A 25,853-nucleotide genomic window follows, 5' to 3' on the forward strand; every position below is an offset into this window, starting at 1 on the left:
AATATTGACTCAAATACCTACCAATATCAGGTCTAGGTTACGCCGTGAAGGGGGGATAAACGTTACGTCATGTATATTGATGAACCTGTGAAATTCATGAGAAAAGAACGGGACCTTACATTAATCGAAATGAACCCTAAGCAGTACTTAGTCATCGCATGTGATTCTGACGGTGGGATTGGTAATAAACTTCAAGACACTGTTAATGTTTCTGAGGAGACCATCGCTCAATTTGCTGTCCGCGTTCCTTTATTTGAAATAATTGCATGCGGTGCAAAGCCTTTTATGGTCATTGACTGCCTATCGGTTGAAATGGATCCTACTGGTAAAAAGATCCTCAGTGAAATAAAACGATATGTCCGTGAGGCAGGAATCACTGAGGACGTGCAATTTAACGGGAGTACAGAAGAGAACGTGCCGACTGTGCAAACAGGAATTGGGATAACTGTACTTGGCATGGTTGATAAGCAGCATCTATCTATTGGTTCTTCTCAATTGGGTGATGAAGTACTCTGTATTGGAAACCCAAAGAGTGGACCCGAACATGACATTTATACGGGTGATCCCGAAATCGTTTCTTTGAAAGACTTGCTAAAGTTAAGAAAGAACCATCGCGTTCGAGATATTTTACCAGCAGGATCAAAGGGAGTTCGATACGAAGCTGAACAAATATCTCAAAGCACAGAATTGGATTTTGTACAGAATAGAGAGACCAGTATAGATTTCATGCAATCTGCTGGACCTTCCACTTGTGTACTTGTTACTACGAGTAAAAAGAGTATTAAAGAGATTACAGAGCAAGTTCAAGCGCCAGTCCATAGAATCGGTGAGCTTTTAAAAAGGTCATAAAATTTTTATAGATAGTAAAGAAACGGACTTCAATTGAAGTTCGTTTTTTTATCTTTTATGAAGCGACAGATTATCGAGTTTTGGATAAGTAGCTAGCCGAGAAAGATCATAGAGCCAGCTACAAAAAAAGTAAAAAAGATAAAATTTTATAATTTTTCGCATGACTTTCAAAAAAGTCCAAACACGCTTGAACTTATGAACATAAGCTGAAGTGTAAGATAAAAGTAAAATAGGAAAGGTGGGATTGTTCATGTACCATCAAGGTTGCTATGATCCATGCGGATACAACTACGGTGTTGCTGGAGTTCAAACGAAACCTGGCAATGGTTTTGCGTTGATTGTCGTGTTATTTATCCTTTTAGTTATCATCGGCGCATCATTCAAGAAGCACTGTTAATTGTTAAGGAGAAGTGAACGTCTTTTTGTACTTTTATCAGAAAGTACAAACGATTACAAACTGAAGTCGTTTCATGTTAAATAAATCAAGGGGGGTGACTTGATATGTCCTATACTCATGAATCTGGGTTTGCTCTGTTAGTGGTGTTGTTTATCTTGTTAGTCATTATCGGAGCATCATATTGCGGTTACGGCTATTAATAGAGAACAGAGTGCCTGCTTCAGGCATTCTTTTTCTTTTGAGCTGAATTACCACCAAAACAAGTTATGGGTTTAAGAGGGGAGACTTCGTGAACACCTTCGAATAAATAATAGGTTTGACGATGTTCTCATTTTCTCATTGCTAAAAAAAGAACGTCCCATTTATGTATATCCAAGAAGCCTTTTACAAGTTTTCCATGCTTGTGTGAGGCTTCTTGAATTTAGTTATAAAAGTGTTGAGCCACAGCTTTCCCGACGTGCATTCCCGAAAGAATGGCACTTTCTACCCGAGTACGTCCGCTAGAGTCGTCTTTAGTTAAGAAGCTATCTCCTGCTATGAAAATAGGTAGATTGTCAACTTGTAAAAATGGCTCTCTATGAACTTGGGTTGCTTCAGCAAACCGCCACCGTTTAAGTTGAGAACGAGCAATCTGGTCAACAGAGAGCACTTCGGCGTGAAGAATATCAACGATTTGAGCTAATACGTCTTCATCCTTTTCTTCAAATCGTGCAGAACTCCAATCTCCGGTCATGTAGACAGACAGAATGGACGTAGGTGAGATGCCTTTTTGATCGTTAGCGACAATTTTATCAACCCCATGAGGTAAGCCGCTGGATATAATCCCCTCTTTTCCAATAGATATCGATTCATTTAATGTTAATAGACCAACAAAGCATGGTTTAAACTGTAAAGATTCCAATGCACTTTTTGTATGACTTGGTAGGCTGATCGACGAATCATGAAGCAATTGCAAAGCTTGTGGAACGGGAGCGGTGACGATTACAGCATCACTGCTGAATTCTTTGTCGTTCTGTGTGGTGAGAGAGACGGTTGAGCCGGATCGATTTATTCGTAACACTTTTTCTTCAAGTTCTAGTGGGAGGCCCTCAGCTAGTTTTTTCACGAGGGAATTCATTCCCTCAGTTCCTCGATACCTAGGATAATCCTCACCAAACCACCGTTCAACCCATTTGTTCTCAAGCCATTCTTCCGTGAGTTGTTGTAATTCAGTGGATCTTACAGTGAAGAATTGTGCTCCGTGGTCGGCACGTCCGTTTTCGATTCGCCTTGTTGCCATTCGTCCCCCGACACTTCTTGATTTTTCGATAATCGTGGGGTCGTGTCCTAATTCCCGTAACGTTCTTGCGGCAAAAATTCCAGATAAACCTCCGCCAATAATGGATATATTCATGGTCATTTAATCCCCTCTCATGAGAAAACGTTCGTCTAATGTGGTTTACTATGAATCTATGACGCTCCAAATGATTAACTACTCCATTGTTTTCACTTCTCGCCCTGACAAGTGGGACAATAATAGCATCGCCGGCTGCCCGCTTGAAATTTAACGATTGAGGTTGAACATTGATGACAAGGTTCTCCTTCCCGATTAAACACCCAGTGACGGTATTGCTTTCTCGTCTTCCCCGCTAATTTCAACTTTTCTGCTACTTTTAAATCGGTAGTGATCCCGTTATGCAGGTAAGATTGCCACATGAGATCAATTGTGGCTTTAGCGGCTTGAGCAAGCTGGTCAGGGCGACAATCGACTGGACGGGCAGTAGGAGGGATTTGAGCTACGTACATAATTTCACTGCGCAAGTAATTTCCAATTCCCGCGACAAACGATTGGTCTAAAAGTAAAGAAGTCCATTTCCTTTTATGAAAAGGTTTACTAGAGAACCGATGGATGAGATCATCTGCCTGAATGTTTTCACTCAAGATGTCCGGGCCGATCTTCGATATAAAAAGATGGTTTGGGACTTCTTCATCAAGTAGAACGTCGATGTCCGATGCACTGTATAGTAATGCTGACTTTTTTTCATTATGAATGGCAAGACGAAGCTGGCGGTTTGTGTTTGGATAATTGTAAGCATTTCGAATCATCCACTTGCCGTAAAGTTGATTATGAGAATAGATAGTCCATCCATGATCAAAGCGAATCAACATCGCTTTTCCTTTCGTATCCACTCTTTCTACCTTTGCACCTCGTAATTGATCTTCATACCCTTGTAAACTCTCGAACGCAAAAGAAATATCAAGCACGGGTTGGTCTTTAATTGCTTTTTCTACTTGGTCTGCGGCTTTTCGAATCTCAGGTCCCTCAGGCATTAATGATGTTCCTTTCCTCAAACGTAGTGAATTAATGTCGTTATGTATGATTGTAAATTATACTTTCTGCCAGTTTGTAAAACAAATAAATAGAATGGCCGGAATAGTAAAAGACTTGAATAATCTTACAATTGCGATTATACTAAATGTACATACCGACCGGTTAGTTTGTAAGATGTGAGAAGTTCAGATAAATGGAAAGGTGGAGAACAGAGTGAAGTTCGATTACTCAGAAAAAGTGAAAGCATTGCAAGGGCAGCTTACCGACTTCATGGAATCCGTCGTTTACCCGAATGAACGAACGTATGAGGAGTATGTAGATAATCAGCAAGATCCTTGGTCCTCAGTGCCTCCAATAATGGAAGAAATGAAAACAAAAGCGAAACAAGCAGAACTTTGGAATTTATTTTTACCTGAGGAAGGGAGGAAACTCACAAACGTTGAGTACGCCCCTCTGTGTGAAATCATGGGGCGGTCTGTGATTGGACCTGAAGTGTTCAATTGCAATGCGCCCGATACAGGCAATATGGAAGTCCTCGTGCGTTACGGTTCAGAAGAACAAAAAAGTCAATGGCTTGATCCCCTTCTTAATGGAGAAATTCGTTCATGTTTTGCTATGACTGAACCAGACGTTGCTTCTTCCGATGCCACAAACATTGAAGCAAAGATTGAAAGAGATGGCGACGAATATGTGATTAGCGGAAAGAAGTGGTGGTCCTCAGGCGGCGGAGATCCGCGCTGTAAATTCGCTATTTTCATGGGCAAAACAGATCCAGATGCTCATCGCTATGAGCAACAATCGATGATTATCGTCCCTATGGATGCTCCAGGAGTAAAGATCAAACGAAAACTTTCAGTGTTTGGCTATACCCATGCTCCTCATGGACATGCGGAGATTGAATTTGATCATGTTCGCGTTCCTGTATCCAATATCTTATGGGGGGAAGGTAAAGGGTTCGCCATTGCTCAAGGGCGTCTTGGGCCTGGACGAATACACCACTGTATGAGGTTGATAGGCTCAGCAGAGCGTGCTTTGGAGGAAATGTGTAAGCGGGTAAAGGAGCGCGTAGCTTTTCAAAGACCCTTGGCAGATCAAGGTGTGATTCAAGCATGGATTGCAGATTCCAGGATAGATATTGAACAGGCTCGTCTCCTGACGCTAAAAGCAGCTTACATGATGGATACAGTGGGTAACAAAGAGGCAAAAAAAGAAATTGCGATGATTAAAGTAGTCGCTCCTAGTATGGCTTTACGTGTGATTGATCGGGCGATTCAAGCTTTTGGCGGAGCAGGGGTAAGTGAAGATTTTCCTATGGCAAATCATTGGGCACAAGCAAGAACTCTGAGAATTGCCGATGGCCCTGACGAAGTCCATCGGCGGGCTGTGGCTAAACAGGAGTTACTAGATTACTAATCATATTTTAAGGGCGGAGGGAAATAGATGCACATACAAGAGTTATTTGACTTAACAAATAAAACAGCAATTATTACAGGGGGCGGAAGAGGCCTTGGAGAACAAATGGCTAAAGCATTTGCCGAAGCAGGTGCGAATGTCGTCCTTTGTTCTAGAAAACTGGAAGCCTGCCAAGCAGTGAGTAAAGAGTTAGAAAGTCTAGGAGTGAAAACATTAGCATTAAAATGTGACATCACAGACCCAGATGATATTCAACACGTAGTTGATAAAACGATTGAAAGGTTTGGAAGCATTGATGTGCTTGTGAATAATAGTGGCGCCACATGGGGGACTCCGGCGGTTGATATGCCACTAGAAGCCTGGAAAAAAGTGATAGACGTGAATGTGACAGGAACTTTTTTAATGTCTCAAGCTGTAGGGAAAGTCATGATGAGTCAGAAGTCAGGGAAAATCATTAATATAGCGTCGGTCGCAGGCCTTGGCGGAACGGATCCTAAGGTGATGGACACGATCGGATACAATACGAGTAAAGGGGCAGTGATCACGTTAACAAAAGATTTAGCCGTAAAATGGGGTGAATACAATATTAATGTGAACGCCCTTGCACCGGGATTTTTCCCAACAAAAATGTCGAAAGGTGTGTTAGAGCATGGAGGAGAGTCTATCCTTGAACGAACGCCTTTAGGACGTTTCGGAAATGAAGATGATCTAAAAGGAGCAGCTCTTTTTCTAGCTTCGCGAGCCGCTGATTTCACAACGGGAAATGTGTTAGTTGTTGATGGTGGAACCCATGCCCTCGTTTAGGAAAGTACTAGAATCTCCCTTTACAAAATATTTTATGAGCAGTCATTCTAAAGTGAGGTGAAAGGAACATGCGTCTCAATGAAAAAGTAGCAGTTATTACGGGTGGTGGGAGTGGTATTGGTCGAGCGACCTCGATACGTTTTGCCGCTGAAGGATCTGTCGTTGTTGTTTCAGATATTCATAGACATTCAGGTGAAGAGACAGTCGATTTGATTAAAGAAGCGGGTGGCAGGGCTCGATTCATTCAAGCAGATGTTTCTTCAGAACAAGACATGAACGAACTCATCTCTGAAACAGAGAAAAGATACGAACGGATAGACATTTTGTTTAATAATGCAGGTGTTCCTAATGAAGAGGTGAAATTGCCAGATCTCTCTTTAGAAGAGTGGGACCGTGTGATGAATATTAACTTGAAAGGCGTCTTTTTAGGGATGAAGTTTGCCTTGCCTATAATGGAAAAACAGGGAAGCGGTTCTATTATTAATACATCCAGTTATCTAGGTGTGAAAGGGAGAAAATACATGGCAGCCTATAATGCTTCAAAAGGCGGTGTCATTACGTTAACGAAGAATGCCGCATTGGAGTATGGTCCAAAACAGATTCGCGTGAATGCCATCGCACCTGGTGTAATTGATACGGCCATCGTCGATAAATGGAAAGAGAATGAAGCGAAATGGGAAATTATTACGAGAGCCAATGCCCTTAAAAGGTTAGGAAAACCAGAAGAGGTAGCGAATGCAGTTGTGTTTCTAGCATCTGATGAAGCTTCTTACATTACAGGAACTACGTTAATGATTGATGGGGGGGCTTTAACTCTATAAAATTTCTCATGAAGGAAGGCGCTATGCCGCATATGATGGACAAAGTTGAACGATCTGATGTATATAGCCAAGGCATTGCGTGACTTATGCTATACTATGTGGAAAATAGTTGATTAGAAAGAGGGACCCTAGCTGTGAAAGAAAAAATCTTAGAGAAAAGTATCGTTTTATTTGAAAAGAAGGGCTTTAGTGAGACATCAATTCAAGATGTTGTTGATGCCTTAGGTGTAACGAAAGGAACATTCTACTATTATTTTAAAAGCAAAGAAGAATTATTAATGGAAATTCATTTACGATATATCACTGCCGTAGTTGAGAAACAAAAGGCAATTATTGAGGATGACAGTAAAGACAGCAAAACGAAATTGTTTGATGTCGTGTATATGCTTTTAAACAGTATTGAAAAACAAGGGACCAGTGCTCGCGTCTTTTTCAGAGAGATGAGAAACTTGAGCGATGATCACTTGTCTGAAATTATTCCACAACGAGATCAATTTTTTAATCAACTTCTAAGTTTGATTTGTGAAGGAATAGAAAAGGGAGAATTCAGGAGCGATCTTCCCCCAGAAATCATAACCTTCGCTGTATTAGGTGCATGTAATTGGAGTTATCAATGGTTTAATCCTAATGGACCTCTTCCAGATGTGAAGGTAGCAGAAATTTACTTGGACATCTTCTTGAATGGGATAAGTGACAATTAAATGCGAAGGACTTTGTTCAAGTTATTGCTATGGCAATGGGAATCGATAAAGATTCCTTGCGCCACAAACATACCAACCGGTCGGTTAGTGTCGTGTTTTGTTGAAACGAGTAGAAAAATAGAAAGAGGGATGAAAAATTGAAAACAGCAGAAGTAAATAATATATGTGTAGTAGGCGCAGGATCCATGGGGCATCAAATTGGCATGTTATGTGCCCTAGGAGGGTACGAGACAACGATTCAAGATGTAAATGAAGACGCTTTGGGAAAAGCGAAAGAAGCGTTGGAATTTCAAATGGACAAGTGGGTATCGAAAGGGAAAATCTCATCAGAACAACGAATTGAGGCTTTCTCAAGGCTGTTGTTTACGACTAGTTTAGAAGAAGCGGCTCAAGAAACAGACTTTGTTATTGAAGCGATTGTCGAGAAGCTGGAAGTAAAGCGGCAAGTCTTTTCAGAGCTTGATAGATTGGCCCCTCCTCACACAATTTTAGCTACGAACAGCTCGACCATCGTCAGCTCTTTATTAGCAGAAGCAACGAATAGACCTGATAAGGTTTGTAACATGCACTTCTTCTTCCCACCATTGGTGATGGACTGTGTAGAGGTTGTCAAAGGTGAACACACCTCTGATGAAACGGTCAAAGTCACGATGGAGATCTGTGAAAAAATCAATCGAACCGCAGTACTGCTCCAAAAAGAGATTTCCGGTTTTATCGCAAACAGAATCCTCGGGGCTTTAACTACGGAGGCGGTCAAGCTATATGAAGAGGGATATGCAGATTTTGAAGACATTGACTTGATCTGTACGAAAGCATTAAAGCATCCCATCGGCCCCTTTGGATTGATGGACCTTTCAGGAATTGATGTAGCCTACTTCGTTCATGAACAACGCTATGCTGAAACAGGGGATCCAAACGATAAACCACCGAAATCTATTGAAGAAAAAGTTCAAGCTGGCACCCTTGGACGAAAGACAGGTAGAGGTTGGTACAACTATTCAACACAAAAGGCTTAATAATCAGTCAGAATATACTTGAAGAGGTGAATGGATATGTATGAATTTTTGCATCTAGAAAAGAAGGACGGAGTGGCTACATTAACGATTGACCGCCCTCCATTAAATGTATTAAGTAAACAAGTGTTTCGTGAGATAAAAGAAGCGTTCGAAACATTAGCAGAGGATTCGGAGGTTGTAGTAACAGTCCTTAGGACGGCTGGGGACAAAGCTTTTGTGGCCGGAGCAGATATTAAAGAATTTCCCGAAATGATAGGAAATAAAGAAGCAAAGACGTCTATTATGGCAGGGCACGATGTATTGAACGTCATTGATTCCTTCCCTAAACCGACCATTGTTGTTCTTGACGGGTTAACGCTTGGTGGAGGCTGTGAATTGGCTTTAGCTTTTGATATACGTATTGCCGAAGAGCATGTGCAAATTGGTTTGCCAGAAATTAAATTAGGGATTTTCCCAGGTGGCGGGGGCACACAGAGGTTGTCTAGACTGGTTGGAGAAGCGAAGGCAAAGGAACTAATGTATACAGGTGAAACCATTTCTGCTTTAGAAGCAAAAGAAATCGGCTTAGTCAATCACGTAACCAATACAGGAGCAGGCATGACTAAAGCGATCAATATGGCGGAAACCATCAGCAATTATTCTCTTCAATCCTTATCTCGAATAAAGAAAGCGGTGGATGTAGGTGGAGAAATGAATCTAAAAGATGGGATTGATTTTGAAGCTGATTTATTTGCTGAAGTCTTTCAAACAGAAGATGTAAAAGAAGGCGTACATGCATTTATAGAAAAACGAAAACCTACTTTTAAGCATAAATAGACTGATAGACATGATGGCTGTTCGTCGTCAACGAACAGAAGAGCATCTAGAGTCCGAACGTCGCCAACCGCGAAAGTTGCCGACGAACAGCAAAGTTGAGTTAAGAAACTTCCGCAATCTGATTCTGATTACCAAGGAGTGAGTAGTTCCTATGAAAGATACGATTCCCGTTCGTCGAGGAGAAGAGCTAGATACCTATACACTCGAGAAGTATCTTCGACAGCATCTTAACGAATTACCAGATAATGATTTAACGATTGAACAATTTTCATCTGGAGCCTCAAACCTCACGTACCAACTAACTATAGGGAACTGGCAAGGGGTACTAAGAAGACCCCCACTCGGTCCAGTAGCACCGAAAGCCCATGATATGCAGCGGGAATATACCATTCTTAAAGAGCTTCACCCTGTTTTTCCTGCTGCTCCTCAACCCTTTTTATATTGTGATGACGAGAGCGTGATCGACAGTCCTTTTTTCATCATGGAAAGAAGAAATGGCATTGTGCTGAATACGGAGTTCCCGAAAAGCATAGAGCCCTCGCAGCAACTATGCCGAAAGATTTCTGAACAAATGGTCGATACGCTCGTCAAACTTCATCAAGTGGATTACAAAAAAACAGCCCTTGCTCAGATGACCAAGCCTGAGGGATTTATGGAGCGTCAAGTAGATGGTTGGATCACTCGGTACGAACGGGCTAAAACAGATGAAGTCACAGGCGTGGAAGAGTTAAAAAAGTGGATGAGGTCAAACATCCCCATGTCTCAAGATGCTACAGTGATCCATTATGATTTCAAATTGAACAACACAATGTTTTCTGAAGATTTATCTCAGATCGTCGGACTTTTCGATTGGGAAATGACGACCGTAGGTGACCCGATGGCAGATCTTGGCGCAGCAATGAGTTACTGGGTTGTGGAAGATGATCCGGATGTCCTTAAATATGCGATGGGAAAGCCCCCGGTCACAGTGCTTCCAGGTTTTATGACGAGAGAAGAGTTTGTAAAATCCTATGCCGAAAAAAGTGGACGTGATGTTTCTCAATTTCATTTTTATTTAGCATTTGCTTACTTTAAATTAGCCGTGATTTGTCAGCAGATTTACTATCGGTGGAAGAAGGGCCAAACAACAGATGAGCGCTTTGCCAAACTGAATCAGTTTGTACAAATTCTTATTCAACAAGCTTTGAATTGCATACCAGAAATCCACTTTTCTGAAAGGAGCGTAAAGAATGAGTAAACAGGAAACTAAATTGAACATCAGCGGAGGTAGTTTTTTATTATCTTCAATCAGTGAAAGAGAAATCTTTACTCCAGAAGATTTTAATGAAGAACACAAGATGATCGCTCAGACAGCAAAGCAATTTGTGGAGAGAGAAGTGGAACCACATCGTCATGCTATTGAAGAGCAACACTTTGATCGTGTCGTGGATATCCTTCATAAAGCAGGGGACGTAGGATTGCTTGGTCACAGCATATCGAGTAAACATGGCGGACTGGGGCTTGATAAAGTCAGTAAAGGAATCGTCGGGGAGGCACTTGGAAAAACCGGTGGATATGGCGTCGCTCACTCTAATCATACGTGCATCGCAACTCTGCCTATTACCTACTTTGGATCGGAAGAACAAAAGAAAAAGTATTTACCTAAACTTGCTTCTGGCGAATATATAGGAGCTTATTGCTTAACTGAACCTTCAGCAGGCTCTGATGCACTAGCAGCTAAAACAACCGCGCAGCTTAACGAGGCAGGAACACATTATGTACTAAATGGAACGAAACTTTATATAACGAATGCGATCTTCTCAAACACTTTTATCGTTTATGCCAAGGTCGATAGAGAGAAATTCACCGCCTTCATCGTAGAAAGAGATTATCCAGGACTGTCGTTAGGTAGTGAAGAGAAAAAGATGGGCATCAAAGGGTCGTCCACTCGCTCTGTCATTCTAGAAGATTGTCTTGTACCTGTAGAAAATGTCCTAGGTGAAGTAGGACGAGGTCATGTAATTGCTCTTAATGTGCTCAATCTCGGAAGATTTAATCTTGGCTCTGCATGCATGGGGGCGGCAAAGTATGCATTAGAACTTGCCCTCTCATTTACAAATGAGCGAAAACAATTTAACAATAGGATTGCTGATTTTGGTGCAACGAAAGAAAAAATCGCTACCATGGCTGCAAGAATCTATAGTGCTGAATCTCTTCAATATCGAACAGCCGGATTATTAGAGGATGCCTTGGCAGATTTATATGAAGAGCAAGATCAGAAGCTCATCGGGAAACGGATGATGGAATATGTGACCGAATGTGCCATTTGTAAAGTGTATAGTTCAGAAACGTTGGACTACGTGGTTGATGAAGCTCTCCAGTTGCATGGAGGAAGCGGATTTATTAGCGAGAACCGAATTGAGCAAATGTATCGTGATTCCAGAATTAACCGTATATTCGAAGGGACAAATGAAATTAATCGACTGATCATCCCTCGTCTATTGTTTAAAAAAGCAGCTTTGGGAGAGATTCCGATACAGGATCTTATTCAGGAAGCGAAAGGTAGTCTTGGGCAGAATGGAAATGACGTGGAAGGGCCACTGAAAGAGGAAAAACAAACAGTAGCTACAATGAGACGTATTTTCCTCATTTTAGCTGGTGTGACTTACGAAACTTTAGGCGACCAGTTAGAACAAGAACAAGAAACGATCATGAAGTTGTCTGAGATTGCGATACTTTTGTATGCTACAGAGTCAGCTGTTTATCGTTCAGCCAAGGCAATAGCCAATAATGGAGAAGATAAGGAACAATTAAAACAGCTTCTAGCGTTCACGGTTGTAGATCAAGCAAACATGGAAGTAGAGATGTTGGCAAGACAACTCCTTTCAGGCATTTTATCAGGAGCGGAACGAGAGAAACTTACTCAATTAATTACAACAGAAACAAGAAAATACAAAGCAGAAGGAAGCGTAGCCATAAATCGTGAAATCGCTGCCTTTCTAAATGAAGCTCAAAAATATACGTGTTAAGAAAACCATATAAAGTAAACAAAATTCTTCGAAAAAAAGAAAGGGGAATTCCTATGAAAGCTATCCAAATGAGAGAATTCGGCGGACCAGAGGTTTTAGAGAAAGTAGAGTTGGACAAGCCATCACCGAAAGGGCAAGAGGTGCTGATAGAAATAAAGGCGATTGGTGTTAACTACGCCGATACGGCGAGAAGGCAGGGGGAGTATGTTGTTCCGACCCCTCTACCTTATGTCCCAGGCTCTGAAGTAGCCGGAATTGTCACAGAAGTAGGAGACGAAGTTACCGACATTCAACCAGGAGATAAAGTGGTGACCTTGATAGGGTCAGACAACGCAACAGGGTATGCAGAATATACCATTGCGGAGGCGAGATCATTAATTCCTCTTCCGGAAGGTGTTGATTTTAACCATGCCGTTGCTCTTCCACTACAAGGTTTAAGCGCTTACCACGTGTTGAAAACGATGGGACGACTTGAAGAAGGCGAAACGGTTCTTATTCACGCCGCTGCCGGTGGGGTTGGAACGATTGCTGTCCAATTAGCCAAGCTGTTTGGTGCAGGAAAAGTTATCGCCACTGCAAGCACGGAAGAAAAATTACAGGTAGCAAAAGAGCTTGGGGCAGATGAATGTATCAATTACTCAGAAGAAGGTTGGGAAGATCAAGTGTTAAAAGCAACCGATGGGAAAGGTGTCGATGTGGCGTTGGAAATGGCAGGAGGAGAGATCTTCAATAAAACGCTCTCTTGTTTGGCACCATTCGGAAGACTTGTCATTTATGGAGTAGCGAGTGGGGAACAACCGAAACTTTATCCATCAAGTTTAATGGGGAAAAACCATTCCGTCATCGGCTTCTTCTTACCGCAGATCATGAGAAAACCGAAGTTGTTCAAATCTAGTCTCTCTGAATTGTTATCTTATACTGAAAAAGGGCAGTTGAAACTTATTATTGGCGGTGTTTATCCCCTAGACGAAGCCTCCAATGTTCATAGGCTTCTTCAGGGAAGAAAGACGAAAGGGAAGCTCATTTTAACTCCATAATGAGAGGATGATGATTTACTAAGTGTACACCGGAAACATGTCCTCAAAAAAATCTAAAAGGTGGTAGATCATGATGATGAAAGGGAACTTGCTTATTTCCTCGATGATTGAAAGAGCTGAACGATTTTTTCCGAAAAAAGAAGTCATTTCCAGAACCTCTTCAGGGATTCACCGGTTTACTTACAAAGACATTGGCAAACGTACCCGGCAATTGGCAAGTAGATTAAAGGAATTTGGGATTGAGAGAGGAGATCGAGTGGGGACATTGGCTTGGAATCACCATCGCCATTTAGAACTGTATTTTGCTGTTCCAAGCATCGGATCAGTGCTTCACACCATTAATATCCGACTCTCACCAGAGCACATCATTTACATTATTAATCATGCGGAAGATGAACTGATCTTTGTAGACGAAGATGTTTTTCCTTTAATTGAAGCGGTTCATGACAAATTAAAGACGGTGAAAGCTTATGTGGTGATGACCGATAACGAGCTGCCAGATACGAAGGTTAATCATGTTTATTCTTATGAAGAATGGATAGCCGCCGGGGATGAGGCATTTCAGTACCCTCAGGATATTGAGGAAACAGATGCAGCGGGAATGTGCTTTACTTCAGCTACTACCGGTAATCCGAAAGGGGTGGTGTACACCCATCGCTCCACCGTTCTTCACAGTATGGGGCTCGCCTTCGCTGACACGGTAGCCGCATCTGAATCTGACATAGTGATGCCCGTTGTCCCAATGTTCCATGTGAATGCTTGGGGGATGCCTTACGTGGCAACGTGGCTAGGTGCCAATCAAGTGATGCCAGGACCTCGGTTCACTCCTGAAGTATTAGCTCAGTTGATTCAAGATGAGAAAGTAACGATGACCGCTGGTGTACCGACGATTTGGCTTGGCTTACTTAAGGAGCTTGAGACAAACGACTACGTGACCGATAGTCTGCGGGCTGTCGTTTGTGGCGGATCTGCTGCGCCTTTAAGCATGATTAAGACATTTGAGAAAAAATACAATGTTCCTTTCCTCCATGCATATGGCATGACGGAAACCAGTCCTTTAGCAACAGTTTCAAGGTTAAAGAGTTATCAAGAAGATCTGTCTGAAGAAGACCGTTTCGATATTCGTGCAAAACAAGGATTGCTTGTTCCGGGATTAGATATGAAAGTCATGAGCGGACAAGGAGAAGTGAAATGGGACGGAGAGGAAATGGGCGAGTTATTGTTAAGAGGACCTTGGATCGCTGATGATTATTTCAAGGATGAACGAGGAGAAGAGACGTTTATTGATGGGTGGTTGCACACAGGAGACGTGTGCACAGTCGATGAAGAAGGTGTAATCAAAATTGTTGACCGTACAAAAGATTTAATCAAAAGCGGTGGAGAATGGATATCCTCAGTGGATTTAGAAAATGCGTTAATGGCACACGAAGCTGTCTTTGAAGCGTCCGTTGTTTCAATACCAGATCCAGAATGGCAAGAAAGGCCAGTGGCTTGTGTTGTAACAAAAGAAGGACATGAAGACTTGTCGAAAGACGAAATTTTGGAATTTTTAAAGCCCCAGTTTGCCAAATGGTGGCTACCGGACGACGTGATCTTCATGGAAGAGATACCGAAAACTTCCGTAGGGAAATTTTTAAAGCGTAGCCTCCGCGATAAAGTGAAAGAGCATTATGAGCTAGCGTAATCTTTAATTGAAGACGATTCATGTATATTTTAAAGGTGGGATGGAGTACAACTGATCAGTCTCTACCTAGCAAGAGACTGTTTTCCCACTAGTTATCTTGGTTTTTTTATTGTCTGATCTAGAGGGGCGTGCTGCGTAGCACTTACGCAGCACGCCCCCATTTTCTTTTGTTTGTTACAATTCCTCTGCTACTTTCCAATCCATCTGCCTTGCTGCGTTGATGTTCACTCAAAACGTCCCTTTTTTAATGTTGTCTTCTAAATAGAGCAAGATCTTTGAACGTGGGTTTTAAAGCTTCATATACATTTCGATAAACGGGGTAAAGTTTCTGATAGATCTCATGGTTATTGACAGTAGGGTAGACAACCGACTTCATCGGGATATGGTGCTTAATCGAAGAATAATCTTTTACTTTATCCACTGCCAGTAGACTGATCCAAGCTGCCCCCCAGGCAGAACTTTGGTGTGATTTAGGGAGATGAACCTCTTGACCGAAAATATCCGATAACATCTTCACCCAAAATTCAGATCTTGCGAACCCTCCACTTGCATAGAGGGTAGTGGTTTTACCTGCTAGGCGGTCCAATGCTTCGCTTACATTAAATAGACTGAATAACACTCCTTCTAAACCAGCGCGGAGTAAATGTTGCTTTTGATGATCCATGGCTAATCCGATATAAGCTCCTCTGGCGTTTGCATCCCAATGAGGAGCGCGCTCTCCGTTTAAATAAGGAAGGAATAAAAGCCCGTCGGACCCAGGAAGAACCTCTTCAGCCGCCCGGAGAAGGAGGGAGTAGGCATCTTCTCCAGAAAGGAAGGCTTCTTCTACTTCTTTCTGACCAAGTACTTCTTTTAACCATTGCAGCACGACACCACCATTGTTAGTAGGGCCGCCTAAAATCCATAAATGATCGGTAAAGGCATAACAGAAAACTTGCTGTTGTTCATCGGTCTTTGGTTGGTTAGCCATCTGTCTAATGGCTCCGCTTGTTCCAATTGTAATGGCGGTATCCCCTGGATCGATGGCTCCAATCCCTAAGTTTGCTAAGGGTCCATCACTTCCACCTGCTGCAAAAGGTAAATCTCTTGGAACCTTAAGTTTGGTTGCGACGTCTTCACAAAGTCCTTGGAAGATGTAGGTTGGTGACACTGGTATTGAGAGTTGATTCGCTTGTATTCCAGCTAGTTTTAGTGCCTGATCGTTCCACTGTCGCTTCCGAATATCAAACAATCCAGTAGCGGAGGCGATAGAATAATCTACTGCGTCTATACCAAACCACCTTGAAGTTATAAATTCTTTAATAGAGAGAAACTTGGATGCTCTCTGATAAGGTTGATATTTTGTTTCGTTCATCCAAATGAGTTTTAAAAGAGGGGACATAGGATGAATCGGGGTGCCAGATTGCAAGTAAATCGTAGTTCCTATAGCTGAATTTTTTAATTTAGATGCTTGGTCCACACTTCTTCCGTCTGCCCATGTCAAAGAGGGAGAAAGGGGATTATTCTTTTCATCAACGCAAATGAGAGAATGCATCGCCGATGAAAGTCCTACCGAAATGATCTCCTCTCCTTTAATCCCCTTTTTATCTAAAGAATGCCTGAATGCTGTGATCACTGCCTCTTCAATGATGAGCGGATCTTGTTCAGCCCAAGAGGGTTGTGCATGAAAGACAGGATAGCTTTGTTCATCCTCCGCAACGACAGTACCATTTTCAAGAAAAACCACGGACTTAGCACTAGTTGTCCCGATATCCAGTCCAATTACATATTGTTTAAGCATAACTTAAAACCTCTCCCTATGAAGTGATGAACTACATTCGTTTGCTAGAAATAGCTTTTCGCATCTTTTTGACGGATTGTTGCATAAGTTCTTTGCGACCAATACTTACGTTCACATAAAGGGCATCAATGATACTTAATTGAGCAAGTCGAGATGATAACGCTTCGGATCGATAGTCCGTTTCTTGAGATACCGTATATAAGGGGACATCTACTCTATCACTAAGTGGTGACTTTGCTAGAGTAGTAATACCAATCGTTTTGACGTTTTGTTCTTTGGCAACTTCATGAGCTTGAAGAATATCTCGATTTGTTCCGGAATGAGAAATGAGAATCACTGCATCACTTTCTGTCAACTGCGATGCCGACATGACTTGAAAGTGAGAATCACTATAAGCAATTGTTGGGATGCCTGTACGCATAAACTTATGATGAGCATCCATAGCAATGACACCAGATCCCCCATTTCCATAGAATTCTATACGTTTCGCTTTTAATAATATTTGGACAGCTTGCTTAAAATTTTCGCTGTCTATAACAGATAAAGTGTCTTCTAACGTACGAATATTAGATTTAAAAACTTTTTCAGCTATTTGTTTTTCATCGTCACCTTCTTGAATCGTTTCATGAATGTCCTTCACTCCAGTAACCAATTCGGAGGCTAAGGCTATCTTCATTGCCTGATATCCTTTGAAACCAATTCTCTTGCAAAAACGAAAAACTGTTGCTTCTGCAACATGAAGGTTTTCAGCGACTTGGCTAATCGTGGAGTGAATAATTTTTTCAGGGTGCTCTAAAATATAATCGGCTATTTTCTTTTCTTTTTCACGAAAAGAACTATACGAAGCTTTGATTCGGTGTTTACAATGACCATTTTCAACATTGGGCATAGTAAAATCCCCCTTTATTGTAAGTTTGCAGAATTATAAGAAAGCTGTAGATGCGATAGAATCAACATTATTTAACTTATCCTTTTTCCATTATAATTGAAAACGGTTAATAAAAAAATATTTTTTCTTAAAAAGGTGTTGTAAAAGAAATATTTTATCTTATAATGAACCTATGAAGAAAATTAATTTCACGAAACGTTCACAAGTAAGAATGTTGAAAGGAGTGCGGAAATGAAAATAGGAATGATAGGTTTAGGGAAAATGGGTTATAACTTAGCGTTAAACCTTCTTGATCATAAGCATCAAGTTGTAGCTAATGATGTAAATAGAGAACAAGTAGATGCGCTTCAGAATGATGGGGCAACTCCGGCTTATTCTATTGAGGAAGTCGTCAATCAATTAGAGAAACCGAGAACAATTTGGTTAATGGTTCCTGCTGGAGAAATTACAGAGAAACTAGTTGAAACACTTTATCATTTATTAGATGAAGACGATGTGGTCATTGACGGGGGTAATTCTAATTACAAAGATTCCCTTCGTAGAGCAGAATTATTTAAGGAAAAGAATATTCACTTTGTCGATGTAGGAACAAGTGGAGGAGTTGATGGAGCAAGAGAAGGAGCTTGCATGATGGTTGGAGGATCGAAAGAAGTCATCCAACGAGTAGACCCTATCTTTAAAGATACAACAATTGAGAACGGTTACCTCCATGCTGGTGAAGCGGGCAGTGGGCATTTCTTGAAAATGATCCATAATGGCATTGAATACGGTATGATGCAATCTATTGCAGAAGGCTTTGAAATTTTAGAAAAGAGTCCGTTTGATTACGATTATGAACGAGTTGCTAAGGTCTGGAACCATGGTTCCGTGATTCGTTCTTGGTTAATGGAACTTACACAAAACGCCTTTTCGAAAGATCCCGAACTTGATGGAATTAAAGGGGTTATGAATTCATCAGGTGAAGGAAAGTGGACAGTGGAAACAGCATTAGATTTCCAAGCACCGGCGCCAGTCATTGCTTTATCATTGATGATGCGTTATCGCTCATTAGAAGACGATACTTTCACTGGAAAGGTTGTGGCTGCTCTTCGGAATGAATTTGGTGGTCATGAAGTTGTTAAGAAGTAAATGCCCATCACATTTCATGATGGGAATAAAGGCAAATCAGGGGCTCGAAGTGAATGATTAAGGGAAAGAAACACCTTCTTTCCCTTATCAATAAATTAATAGGGGGATATACCGTGAATAAAAAACTTTTGGTAATGGTTGTTGGGATGTTAATGATGTTGTTGGTCGTTGCTTGCGGAGATAATAATAACGGTGGAAATGAATTAAATAACAATGGCGCTAATGACGTGGAAACAAATGAAGACAATGGTGCTGAAGAAGAAGTAGAAATTGATGAAGAAGCAGCTGGAGATGCAGAATTTACAATCCGCGCTGGAATTGGTTTAAACAGTGAACACCCTCAGTACAAAGGTTTAGAGAAATTTAAAGAACTAGTTGAAGAAGAAACAGATGGTGCCATTTATGTTGAAACATATCATAGTGGACAGCTAGGCGACGATCGGTCTATGATGGAAGCGCTTCAACTAGGCTCACAAGAAGTGACAGTTCCATCAACAGCACCTATCGCTAATTTCATTAACGAATTTTCCATCTTTGATTTTCCTTTCTTATTCCCTAACAGTGAAGTAGCTGATGAAGTGCTTGATGGTGAAGTAGGGCAAAAATTCTTAGATATGCTTGATGATCAAAATCTTAAGGGGTTGGCTTATTGGGAAAATGGTTTTCGAGATTTAACAAATAGCGAACAAGAAGTCGCGTCCGTAGAAGATTTTGAAGGATTAACAATTCGTACAATGGAAAATGATCTGCATTTAGATGCGTTCCGTGCAATGGGTGCAAATCCAACACCAATGGCATTTACTGAGTTATTCACAGCCTTGCAGCAAGGCACTGTAGATGGACAGGAAAACCCGTTTGCAACCATTTATCTTGAAGGCTTCTATGAAGTGCAAGATTACGTTTCAGACACGCATCACATTTACAGTCCATTCGTATTCATGATGAGTAAACCATTCTATGATAGTTTACCTGAAGATTATCAAACGGTTGTCGATGAGGCAGCTCTTGAAGCAGGAGAGTACCAGCGTGAGTTAAACCGTGAAGCGAACGATCAATATTTAGAGAATCTTATTGAAGAAGGTATGACATTTACTGAAATCACAGATGAAGCTCGTGAAGAAATGCGTGAAGCGATTGAACCTGTGCTTGAAGAATATGCTCAACAAATTGATCAAGATTTAGTAGATGAAGTATACCAAGCGATTGAAGACGCTGAGTAATAGTGTGTATTTACTGAGAGGCTTGCATTGACAAGCCTCTCCTTCAAAAAAGGTGAATCATTATATATTTGCCTTTTTTGAAGGAGAGCGTCAGTAAATAAACGTATATAATAGATTTCTAGATGGAACAAGAAAAGAAAGTGAGGGGTACCATGAAAGTCATACATTGGATAGATGAACATTTTGAAGAGGTTTTTTTAATATTTTTTTCCGTAATAATGGTTGTAGCTATTGCTCTGCAAGTATTTATGCGTCATGTCATGAACTCTTCTCTTTCTTGGTCAGAAGAGCTTGCGAGATATTGTTTTATCTGGCTCGTTTATATTGGGATTAGTTATGGAGTGAAAAAACAACGACATATTAAAGTCGATGTCATGCTTCTTTTGTTAAAAGATAAAGGGAAAATTATATTGAATATTATTTCAAATGTCATTTTCTTGAGCTTTGCTATCTTTGTTGTCGTATATGGGTATGATATTTCTCGCCAGTTGTTAGGTTGGGGACAAACATCACCAGCTCTTCATATACCTATGGGATTTGTTTATTTGGCTACACCTGTAGGGATGGCGTTAACTTCCATACGAATTATTCAACAAATGATTAAGCAATTCAAAGCTTTGTTAGGGAAAGAAGAATTTCAAGTAAAAACAGAAAAAGAAGCGATTCTTGAAAATAAAGAGATTCAAGATCAAATGGACTCAGCTAAAAATAAAATGGATTAAGATAGGAGGGAATATGACATGACGGCAATCGTACTATTTGCAAGTTTTGCAATCTTCTTGATACTAAGTGTCCCCATAGGGATTGCCTTAGGATTGGCTTCATTAGTAACCATTCTATACTCAGGATCATTGCCATTGGAGTTTCTAGCTCAAGGCTTGGTCACCTCTGTCGATTCTTTTCCTTTAATGGCTGTTCCATTTTTTATCCTTGCCGGGGAGATTATGAGCAAGGGTGGAATCTCAGACAGGTTATTTAATGTGGCGAATAAAATCGTGGGGAACAGAACAGGCGGTTTTGCCATAGCAACAATCGTAACATGTATGTTTTTTGCGGCAGTATCCGGTTCAGCACCGGCAACGGTGGCTGCGATAGGTGGGATTATGATCCCTGCCATGGTCAGAATGGGTTATGATAAACGATTTGCGACAGCAACGGTAGCTGCAGCAGGTTCTTTAGGCGTAATTATCCCGCCAAGTATCCCAATGGTTATTTATGGGGTTGTAGGTCCTGGAGCTACCATTGGTGACATGTTTATAGCAGGTATTATTCCTGGTATTTTTGTAGGGTTAGGGTTAATGGTGTATGCTTACTTCTATTCTAAAAAGATGGGCTATAAAGGCTCAGGAGAAAAATTCTCTGTTAAAGCCCTACTGATAGCAATATGGGATGCTAAGTGGGCGTTACTTGTACCGGTGATAATATTAGGTGGTATTTATGGAGGAATCTTTACTCCAACGGAAGCATCCGTAATTGCCGTCGTATACGGATTACTTGCGGGTTTAGTATTATATCGTGAATTAAAAATTAAAGATTTGCCGAAAGTTATTGGGGATGCTGCACTTACTACGGCGACAATACTTATTATTGTAGGGACTGCTACTGCCTTTGGACGTTTGTTAACGGTAGAACAAATTCCAAATCAAGTAGCAGAAGCGATGCTAAGTATTTCAGAAAATCCGATTATTATTATCTTGCTTATTACGCTTTTACTTTTAATCGTAGGTTGTTTTATGGATACATTAGCAGCAATCATTATTTTAACTCCGATTTTATTACCGATTGCTGTCAATATTGGATATGATCCTGTGCACTTTGGTATTATCATGATCGTGAATTTGGCTATTGGTTTTATCACACCGCCTCTTGGTGTCAATCTCTTTGTTGCGTCGGGAATATCAGGATTGTCTATCGAATCTATTTCAAGAGCAATCATTCCATTCTTTATTGCTATGCTGGTGACGCTGCTAGTTATTGTGTTTATTCCTCAGATTTCGATGATGTTTTTAGGTTTCAGCTTGTGGTTCGGTTAATGTAATCTTTTTATGCGATGACTGTTGAACTAATAACATGAGCATTTGACACTATTGTAATCCCCCCTTTGATAAGGTGTTTAATATGTTTTCTCTTAAATAAGAGGAGGCATGTTAGACACCATTTTTATAAATCAAGGAATAGAGCATCACCATCTTATTAGAAAGGTGTGAATATCATGGATCAATGTAAGAAGAAAATTATTATTCATGTAGATGAAACTCAGACAATTACAGAGCTAAGCGGTAAATTACAACAGTACCAATCGGATATTTATTTGCAAAAAGTTGCCCGGGGCAACGTATTAGAAGTGAATGTGAAAAGTTTTCTGGGGTTGGTTACATTGCATTTAGAGAATGGTGATACGATTTTCGTTCGAGCAGTCGGTGACGATTGTGAACAAGCTTTAGAGGCTGTTGTAGAATTTCTAACTTGATGTAAAATGAACGAATGATAAAATAATGAGAAAGTATTTGGGCTCGGAATAACTGAAAGGGGCAGAAGTTGTGATTAAATTGAACTGGATTCACCATCTCCACGGCTTATTATTTGTCCTGTTGTTTATTTCCGGGTTATCTCTATATTTCTCAACAACAAGAACATGGTTTAATGAACTTCAATTCCCCCTCGTTTCCTTTCATTTATGGGTGTCCCTCTTCTATGGAATTATAATTGTATTCAGTTTAAGGCTTGTCTTTCAATACATGGCGAAAAAACCATACATTAAATTTTTTAATGTGTGGTTAAACATATCTTTTATCGTCATCTGGATCTTGTCAGGACTAATTATGTATTTTCAGGGCTACCTCCCCACGACTATAGGTAACGGAGCAGTAACGATCCATGGCTGGTTCACCTTTTTATTTATTCCGTGGGTTTTAATCCATAGCGCGGGCCACCTGATAAAAATCAAAATTCCTTGGCCACCATGGTGGAGGGGGAAAGCTATGCTTCCTTCAACCGTATCTGAAAACCGCCTAGAGCGAAGAGATTTTATCAGATTCACATTATTAGGTGTGTTGTTTTTATTTATTGGGTCTGGAATTAAGTGGATACAACCGATTTTAAATGTGGCAGGAGATGAGAATAAAAGAAGAGGATATTTTCGAATATATAATGTGACAAGTGATTACCCTCGGTATGAAGATTCTTCTTGGAGTTTCACAGTAGACGGTGAAGTAGATGAATCCCTCACGTTAACGATGAATGATTTACTTCGTCTTCCTGTTATTTCAATCGTCGATGATTTTCATTGTGTCACAGGGTGGAGCGTAAGAAATGTTGAAATGAAAGGGGTATTGGTGAAAGATCTTTTCGAAAAACACAACCTTACTCCGAGGACGGCATTTGCTACGGCTTACTCTGGTGACCAAGTATATTATGATTCTTTTACATTACCTCAGCTGATTGACGAAGGTGCCATGCTTGTTTTTGAGTTTGACGGACAAGAGTTAGTGAACCCTCAAGGGTATCCTTGCCGACTATTTCACCCAGGGATGTATGGATATAAATCTGTAAAATGGATTGAACGGCTTGAATTTACAACTGAAAGACGAAGAGGCTACTGGCAAGTGATGGGAGATTATGATCTTGATGGCTACCTTTAGACCGATAAAAAAATGGCTTGTTCCACTTCTAGCAATCATAGGGGGATTCAGTATAGGGTTTGCGTTATTTCCTACTGCTCAAGATCATTCTTATCAGACGTTAGTAAACCTTTTAGATGAAGCATCTTCTTCAAATTATGAGGTAGAAGCAGAATATCAGTTTAATAATGAGATAGCTCTTACTGGAAAAGGCTATTGGTCTGAGGAGCTTACAAAATATAGTATTTCTAGTCCAGTATCTGATGACACCAGTTTTATCTTTGATATTTATTTAGAAGGTGAGAACTTTTATGTAGAGAGTGACGGTAATTGGAGTCAGGCTACCCAACCTCATTCAGTCATAGAGCAGATGAAGCCTTTAGACGACCCATTTAGTTGGGCAAAGGAAATATTAATTGAAGCAGACCAGATCACTCGTAATAAAGGTGAAGAAGTATATACTGTTTATTTTGAATTTCTTAATGATGTTGACTTCATGGGATACAGGCTTCAAGAACAAGAAAGTACCGAGCTCTCTATATCCTTTTCAGATGATAAAATAAAGGAAATGTACTTCAAGGTTGTGCCAGTTAGACCGGATGATATCGGTATTTTTGAACGGTACCCTGAGTTGATGACATATGATCTTCGTTTTTCTTTAGTAGAATCGGCTCCTCCTGAAATTCCTCCAGAAGCACGTGAGGCAGCTCCTTTAGATTAAGGCTCATTCGTTATTGATGATAGGACGAAATTCTATAAAAAAAACAGGCGTCATACTCAAACAAATGTTGAGTGTGTCGCCTGTTTTCGTTTAAATAAAAGAATTGACTTCTCAATTATAAGAGTCTAAAATAGCACCGTTGCACTTTAACGCTTAAAAGTAGTTAAGTGAAAGTTTTGACTATTTAGTGTGTGGTTTAAATTGTAGAAGTTTTTATTGGAAAGAAGGGTTGAATATGAACAGTAAGTCTAATGAACATATACAGTCAGGAGCGAAACGCTTAGGCGGATGGGAAGCTCTGTTAGTTATAGCATCAATCGTCTCAATCATTGGCTTTTCACTCATTGCATTGGAGGCGGAACCCCATGTCCCATTATTTCTTTCAATCGTTTTTCTTGTTTTATATAATTCGATTAAAAGGCAATCATGGATCGTTTTGGAAAAGGGTCTTGTTAAAGGTGTGCAATCTGGCATTGTCCCATTAATCATTTTCTTATTAATTGGTGTGTTGATTGCGGTTTGGATGAAATCAGGAACGATTCCAACGCTTATAAGCTATAGCTTTCATTTAGTTTCTGTGGACTATTTCTTGCCGAGTGTATTTATTGTCACAGCAATCATAGGAATCTCAATTGGCAGTTCCTTCACAACGGCTTCGACGATCGGGATTGCGTTTATGAGTTTAGGAAGCGCCTTAGGATTTGATTTGGCAATGGTTGCGGGAGCGGTAGTATCCGGTGCTTTGTTAGGAGATAAAATGAGCCCGTTATCAGATACAACCAATTTGGCCTCTTCGGTTTGTAAGGTCGATCTATTTGAACACATTCGGTTCATGATGTGGACAGCAGTACCAGCTTTTGTTATTAGTTTGATTTTGTTTTTTCTCATTGGACACAATCATGCGGAAGTTACTTCTAGTGAACTCAATGCATGGATGAACACACTGCAAGAAACAGCGAATGTTCATTTCCTGGCAATGATTCCAGCTATCATTATGGTCATTTTAGCTATGAGAAAAGTTCCTGCCATTCCGACGATGTTAACAGGAATAGGTGTTGGTTTTGTCGTGGCGATCTTGTTGGAAGGGCAGCTTATTCCTCAAGAGTGGATGGTACTTATACAACATGGATTCGAGATTGAAACAGGCAATGAGAATGTAGACAGTCTGTTAAATCGAGGCGGAATACAAAGTATGATGTGGGCTGTGTCACTGTTATTACTAGCTTTGAGTATGGGTGGGATGTTATCACAATTAGGTATCATCCATGCTTTGATTTCATCAATTCAGAGTTTTGTATCTACTAGAGGAAGATCTGTGTTAACAGCAGTTTTAACAGCCATGGGGTTAAATGTGAGTTTAGGAGAACAGTATATGTCTGTTGTACTCACTGGTGAAGCATATATTGATCGGTTTAAAGAAATAGGCTTAGAAGGGAAACATTTATCCCGTGCTCTTGAGTCCGGAGGTACGGTTGTGAATGCGTTAATTCCATATGGGGTAAGTGGTGTATTTATGGCAAGTGTCCTGGAAGTATCGGTGTTATCTTATTGGCCGTTTGCGTTCTTCTGTCTATTATGCCCGGTCATTACTGTGTTCTACGGATTTACTGGAATAAGCATGAAAAAATAGCATGGGGC

The 25,853-nt window shown here is 40.6% G+C and carries 25 protein-coding genes; 21 read left to right on the plus strand and 4 right to left on the minus strand.

The features are described from left to right. The first annotated feature begins 69 nt into the window (after positions 1-69). The 3 genes from CR194_RS15165 to CR194_RS15175 all read left to right on the plus strand — a co-directional run bounded on the left by CR194_RS15165 (position 70) and on the right by CR194_RS15175 (position 1,446). Positions 70-849, plus strand: a complete 780-nt coding sequence (locus tag CR194_RS15165) for an AIR synthase related protein (RefSeq protein WP_110610565.1) — start codon at positions 70-72, stop codon at positions 847-849. Between the two features lie 250 nt (positions 850-1,099). Then, positions 1,100-1,246 carry a YjcZ family sporulation protein gene (locus CR194_RS15170; protein ID WP_110610567.1) on the plus strand — a complete coding sequence of 49 codons (147 nt, stop codon included), beginning with the start codon at positions 1,100-1,102 and terminating at the stop codon, positions 1,244-1,246. 104 nt (positions 1,247-1,350) lie between these two features. Then, positions 1,351-1,446: a YjcZ family sporulation protein gene (locus tag CR194_RS15175; RefSeq protein ID WP_110610569.1), complete on the plus strand. Its 96-nt coding sequence runs from the start codon at positions 1,351-1,353 to the stop codon at positions 1,444-1,446. Positions 1,447-1,667: 221 nt separating this feature from the next. On the opposite strand, the gene CR194_RS15180 is transcribed toward CR194_RS15175, so the two are convergent. Both CR194_RS15180 and nei read right to left on the minus strand, forming a co-directional pair. After that, positions 1,668-2,645 carry an NAD(P)/FAD-dependent oxidoreductase gene (locus CR194_RS15180; RefSeq protein WP_110610570.1) on the minus strand — a complete coding sequence of 326 codons (978 nt, stop codon included), beginning with the start codon at positions 2,643-2,645 and terminating at the stop codon, positions 1,668-1,670. 86 nt (positions 2,646-2,731) lie between these two features. Next, positions 2,732-3,556 carry an endonuclease VIII gene (gene nei, locus CR194_RS15185; RefSeq protein WP_110610572.1) on the minus strand — a complete coding sequence of 275 codons (825 nt, stop codon included), beginning with the start codon at positions 3,554-3,556 and terminating at the stop codon, positions 2,732-2,734. Positions 3,557-3,770: 214 nt separating this feature from the next. On the opposite strand from nei, the gene CR194_RS15190 reads away from it, so the two are divergent. From CR194_RS15190 to CR194_RS15235, 10 genes are all read left to right on the plus strand, one after another. Next, a complete protein-coding gene (locus CR194_RS15190) occupies positions 3,771-4,970 on the plus strand; it encodes an acyl-CoA dehydrogenase family protein (protein WP_110610574.1) in 1,200 nt (399 codons plus the stop codon). Positions 4,971-4,997: 27 nt separating this feature from the next. After that, positions 4,998-5,774, plus strand: a complete 777-nt coding sequence (locus CR194_RS15195) for an SDR family oxidoreductase (RefSeq protein ID WP_110610576.1) — start codon at positions 4,998-5,000, stop codon at positions 5,772-5,774. Positions 5,775-5,842: 68 nt separating this feature from the next. Beyond that, positions 5,843-6,595, plus strand: a complete 753-nt coding sequence (locus CR194_RS15200; protein ID WP_110610578.1) for an SDR family NAD(P)-dependent oxidoreductase — start codon at positions 5,843-5,845, stop codon at positions 6,593-6,595. A 134-nt stretch (positions 6,596-6,729) separates the two neighbouring features. Beyond that, on the plus strand, positions 6,730-7,296 hold the full coding sequence (locus CR194_RS15205; RefSeq protein ID WP_110610580.1) for a TetR/AcrR family transcriptional regulator: 567 nt from the start codon (positions 6,730-6,732) through the stop codon (positions 7,294-7,296). A gap of 137 nt (positions 7,297-7,433) precedes the next feature. Continuing rightward, entirely contained in the window at positions 7,434-8,312 is an 879-nt protein-coding gene (locus tag CR194_RS15210; RefSeq protein WP_110610582.1) for a 3-hydroxyacyl-CoA dehydrogenase family protein, read from the plus strand. A 30-nt stretch (positions 8,313-8,342) separates the two neighbouring features. Next, a complete protein-coding gene (locus CR194_RS15215; protein ID WP_110610584.1) occupies positions 8,343-9,128 on the plus strand; it encodes an enoyl-CoA hydratase/isomerase family protein in 786 nt (261 codons plus the stop codon). A gap of 151 nt (positions 9,129-9,279) precedes the next feature. Continuing rightward, positions 9,280-10,365: a phosphotransferase family protein gene (locus tag CR194_RS15220; protein ID WP_110610586.1), complete on the plus strand. Its 1,086-nt coding sequence runs from the start codon at positions 9,280-9,282 to the stop codon at positions 10,363-10,365. Beyond that, entirely contained in the window at positions 10,358-12,136 is a 1,779-nt protein-coding gene (locus tag CR194_RS15225; RefSeq protein ID WP_110610588.1) for an acyl-CoA dehydrogenase family protein, read from the plus strand. Before CR194_RS15220 ends, CR194_RS15225 begins: the two co-directional genes overlap by 8 nt. A 53-nt stretch (positions 12,137-12,189) precedes the next feature. Then, a complete protein-coding gene (locus CR194_RS15230; RefSeq protein ID WP_110610590.1) occupies positions 12,190-13,173 on the plus strand; it encodes a quinone oxidoreductase family protein in 984 nt (327 codons plus the stop codon). A 73-nt stretch (positions 13,174-13,246) separates the two neighbouring features. Further along, entirely contained in the window at positions 13,247-14,857 is a 1,611-nt protein-coding gene (locus tag CR194_RS15235) for a long-chain fatty acid--CoA ligase (protein WP_110611100.1), read from the plus strand. Between the two features lie 244 nt (positions 14,858-15,101). On the opposite strand, the gene CR194_RS15240 is transcribed toward CR194_RS15235, so the two are convergent. Continuing rightward, entirely contained in the window at positions 15,102-16,637 is a 1,536-nt protein-coding gene (locus CR194_RS15240; protein ID WP_110610592.1) for a gluconokinase, read from the minus strand. Between the two features lie 31 nt (positions 16,638-16,668). Beyond that, complete coding sequence (locus CR194_RS15245; RefSeq protein WP_110610594.1) at positions 16,669-17,526, minus strand: MurR/RpiR family transcriptional regulator; 858 nt, start codon at positions 17,524-17,526, stop codon at positions 16,669-16,671. Positions 17,527-17,757: 231 nt separating this feature from the next. Between CR194_RS15245 and gnd the strand changes: the two genes are divergently transcribed. The 8 genes from gnd (at position 17,758) to nhaC (ending at position 25,845) form a co-directional block, all read left to right on the plus strand. Further along, positions 17,758-18,654 (plus strand): phosphogluconate dehydrogenase (NAD(+)-dependent, decarboxylating), encoded by an 897-nt coding sequence (gene gnd, locus CR194_RS15250; protein ID WP_110610596.1) that lies wholly within the window; start codon positions 17,758-17,760, stop codon positions 18,652-18,654. Between the two features lie 113 nt (positions 18,655-18,767). Continuing rightward, complete coding sequence (locus CR194_RS15255; RefSeq protein ID WP_233254387.1) at positions 18,768-19,874, plus strand: TRAP transporter substrate-binding protein; 1,107 nt, start codon at positions 18,768-18,770, stop codon at positions 19,872-19,874. A gap of 152 nt (positions 19,875-20,026) precedes the next feature. Then, entirely contained in the window at positions 20,027-20,596 is a 570-nt protein-coding gene (locus CR194_RS15260) for a TRAP transporter small permease (RefSeq protein WP_110610598.1), read from the plus strand. Positions 20,597-20,614: 18 nt separating this feature from the next. Continuing rightward, on the plus strand, positions 20,615-21,907 hold the full coding sequence (locus CR194_RS15265; RefSeq protein WP_110610600.1) for a TRAP transporter large permease: 1,293 nt from the start codon (positions 20,615-20,617) through the stop codon (positions 21,905-21,907). A 179-nt stretch (positions 21,908-22,086) separates the two neighbouring features. Continuing rightward, on the plus strand, positions 22,087-22,344 hold the full coding sequence (locus tag CR194_RS15270) for an HPr family phosphocarrier protein (RefSeq protein ID WP_110610603.1): 258 nt from the start codon (positions 22,087-22,089) through the stop codon (positions 22,342-22,344). Positions 22,345-22,414: 70 nt separating this feature from the next. Then, on the plus strand, positions 22,415-23,515 hold the full coding sequence (locus CR194_RS15275; protein ID WP_110610605.1) for a molybdopterin-dependent oxidoreductase: 1,101 nt from the start codon (positions 22,415-22,417) through the stop codon (positions 23,513-23,515). Further along, positions 23,502-24,215, plus strand: a complete 714-nt coding sequence (locus tag CR194_RS15280; protein ID WP_110610607.1) for a hypothetical protein — start codon at positions 23,502-23,504, stop codon at positions 24,213-24,215. Before CR194_RS15275 ends, CR194_RS15280 begins: the two co-directional genes overlap by 14 nt. Before the next feature lie 235 nt (positions 24,216-24,450). Continuing rightward, positions 24,451-25,845: a Na+/H+ antiporter NhaC gene (nhaC, locus tag CR194_RS15285; protein ID WP_110610609.1), complete on the plus strand. Its 1,395-nt coding sequence runs from the start codon at positions 24,451-24,453 to the stop codon at positions 25,843-25,845. Positions 25,846-25,853 lie beyond the last annotated feature (8 nt).

Origin of the sequence: Salipaludibacillus keqinensis (assembly GCF_003226325.1) — a bacterium.
Lineage (GTDB): Bacteria > Bacillota > Bacilli > Bacillales > Salisediminibacteriaceae > Salipaludibacillus > Salipaludibacillus keqinensis.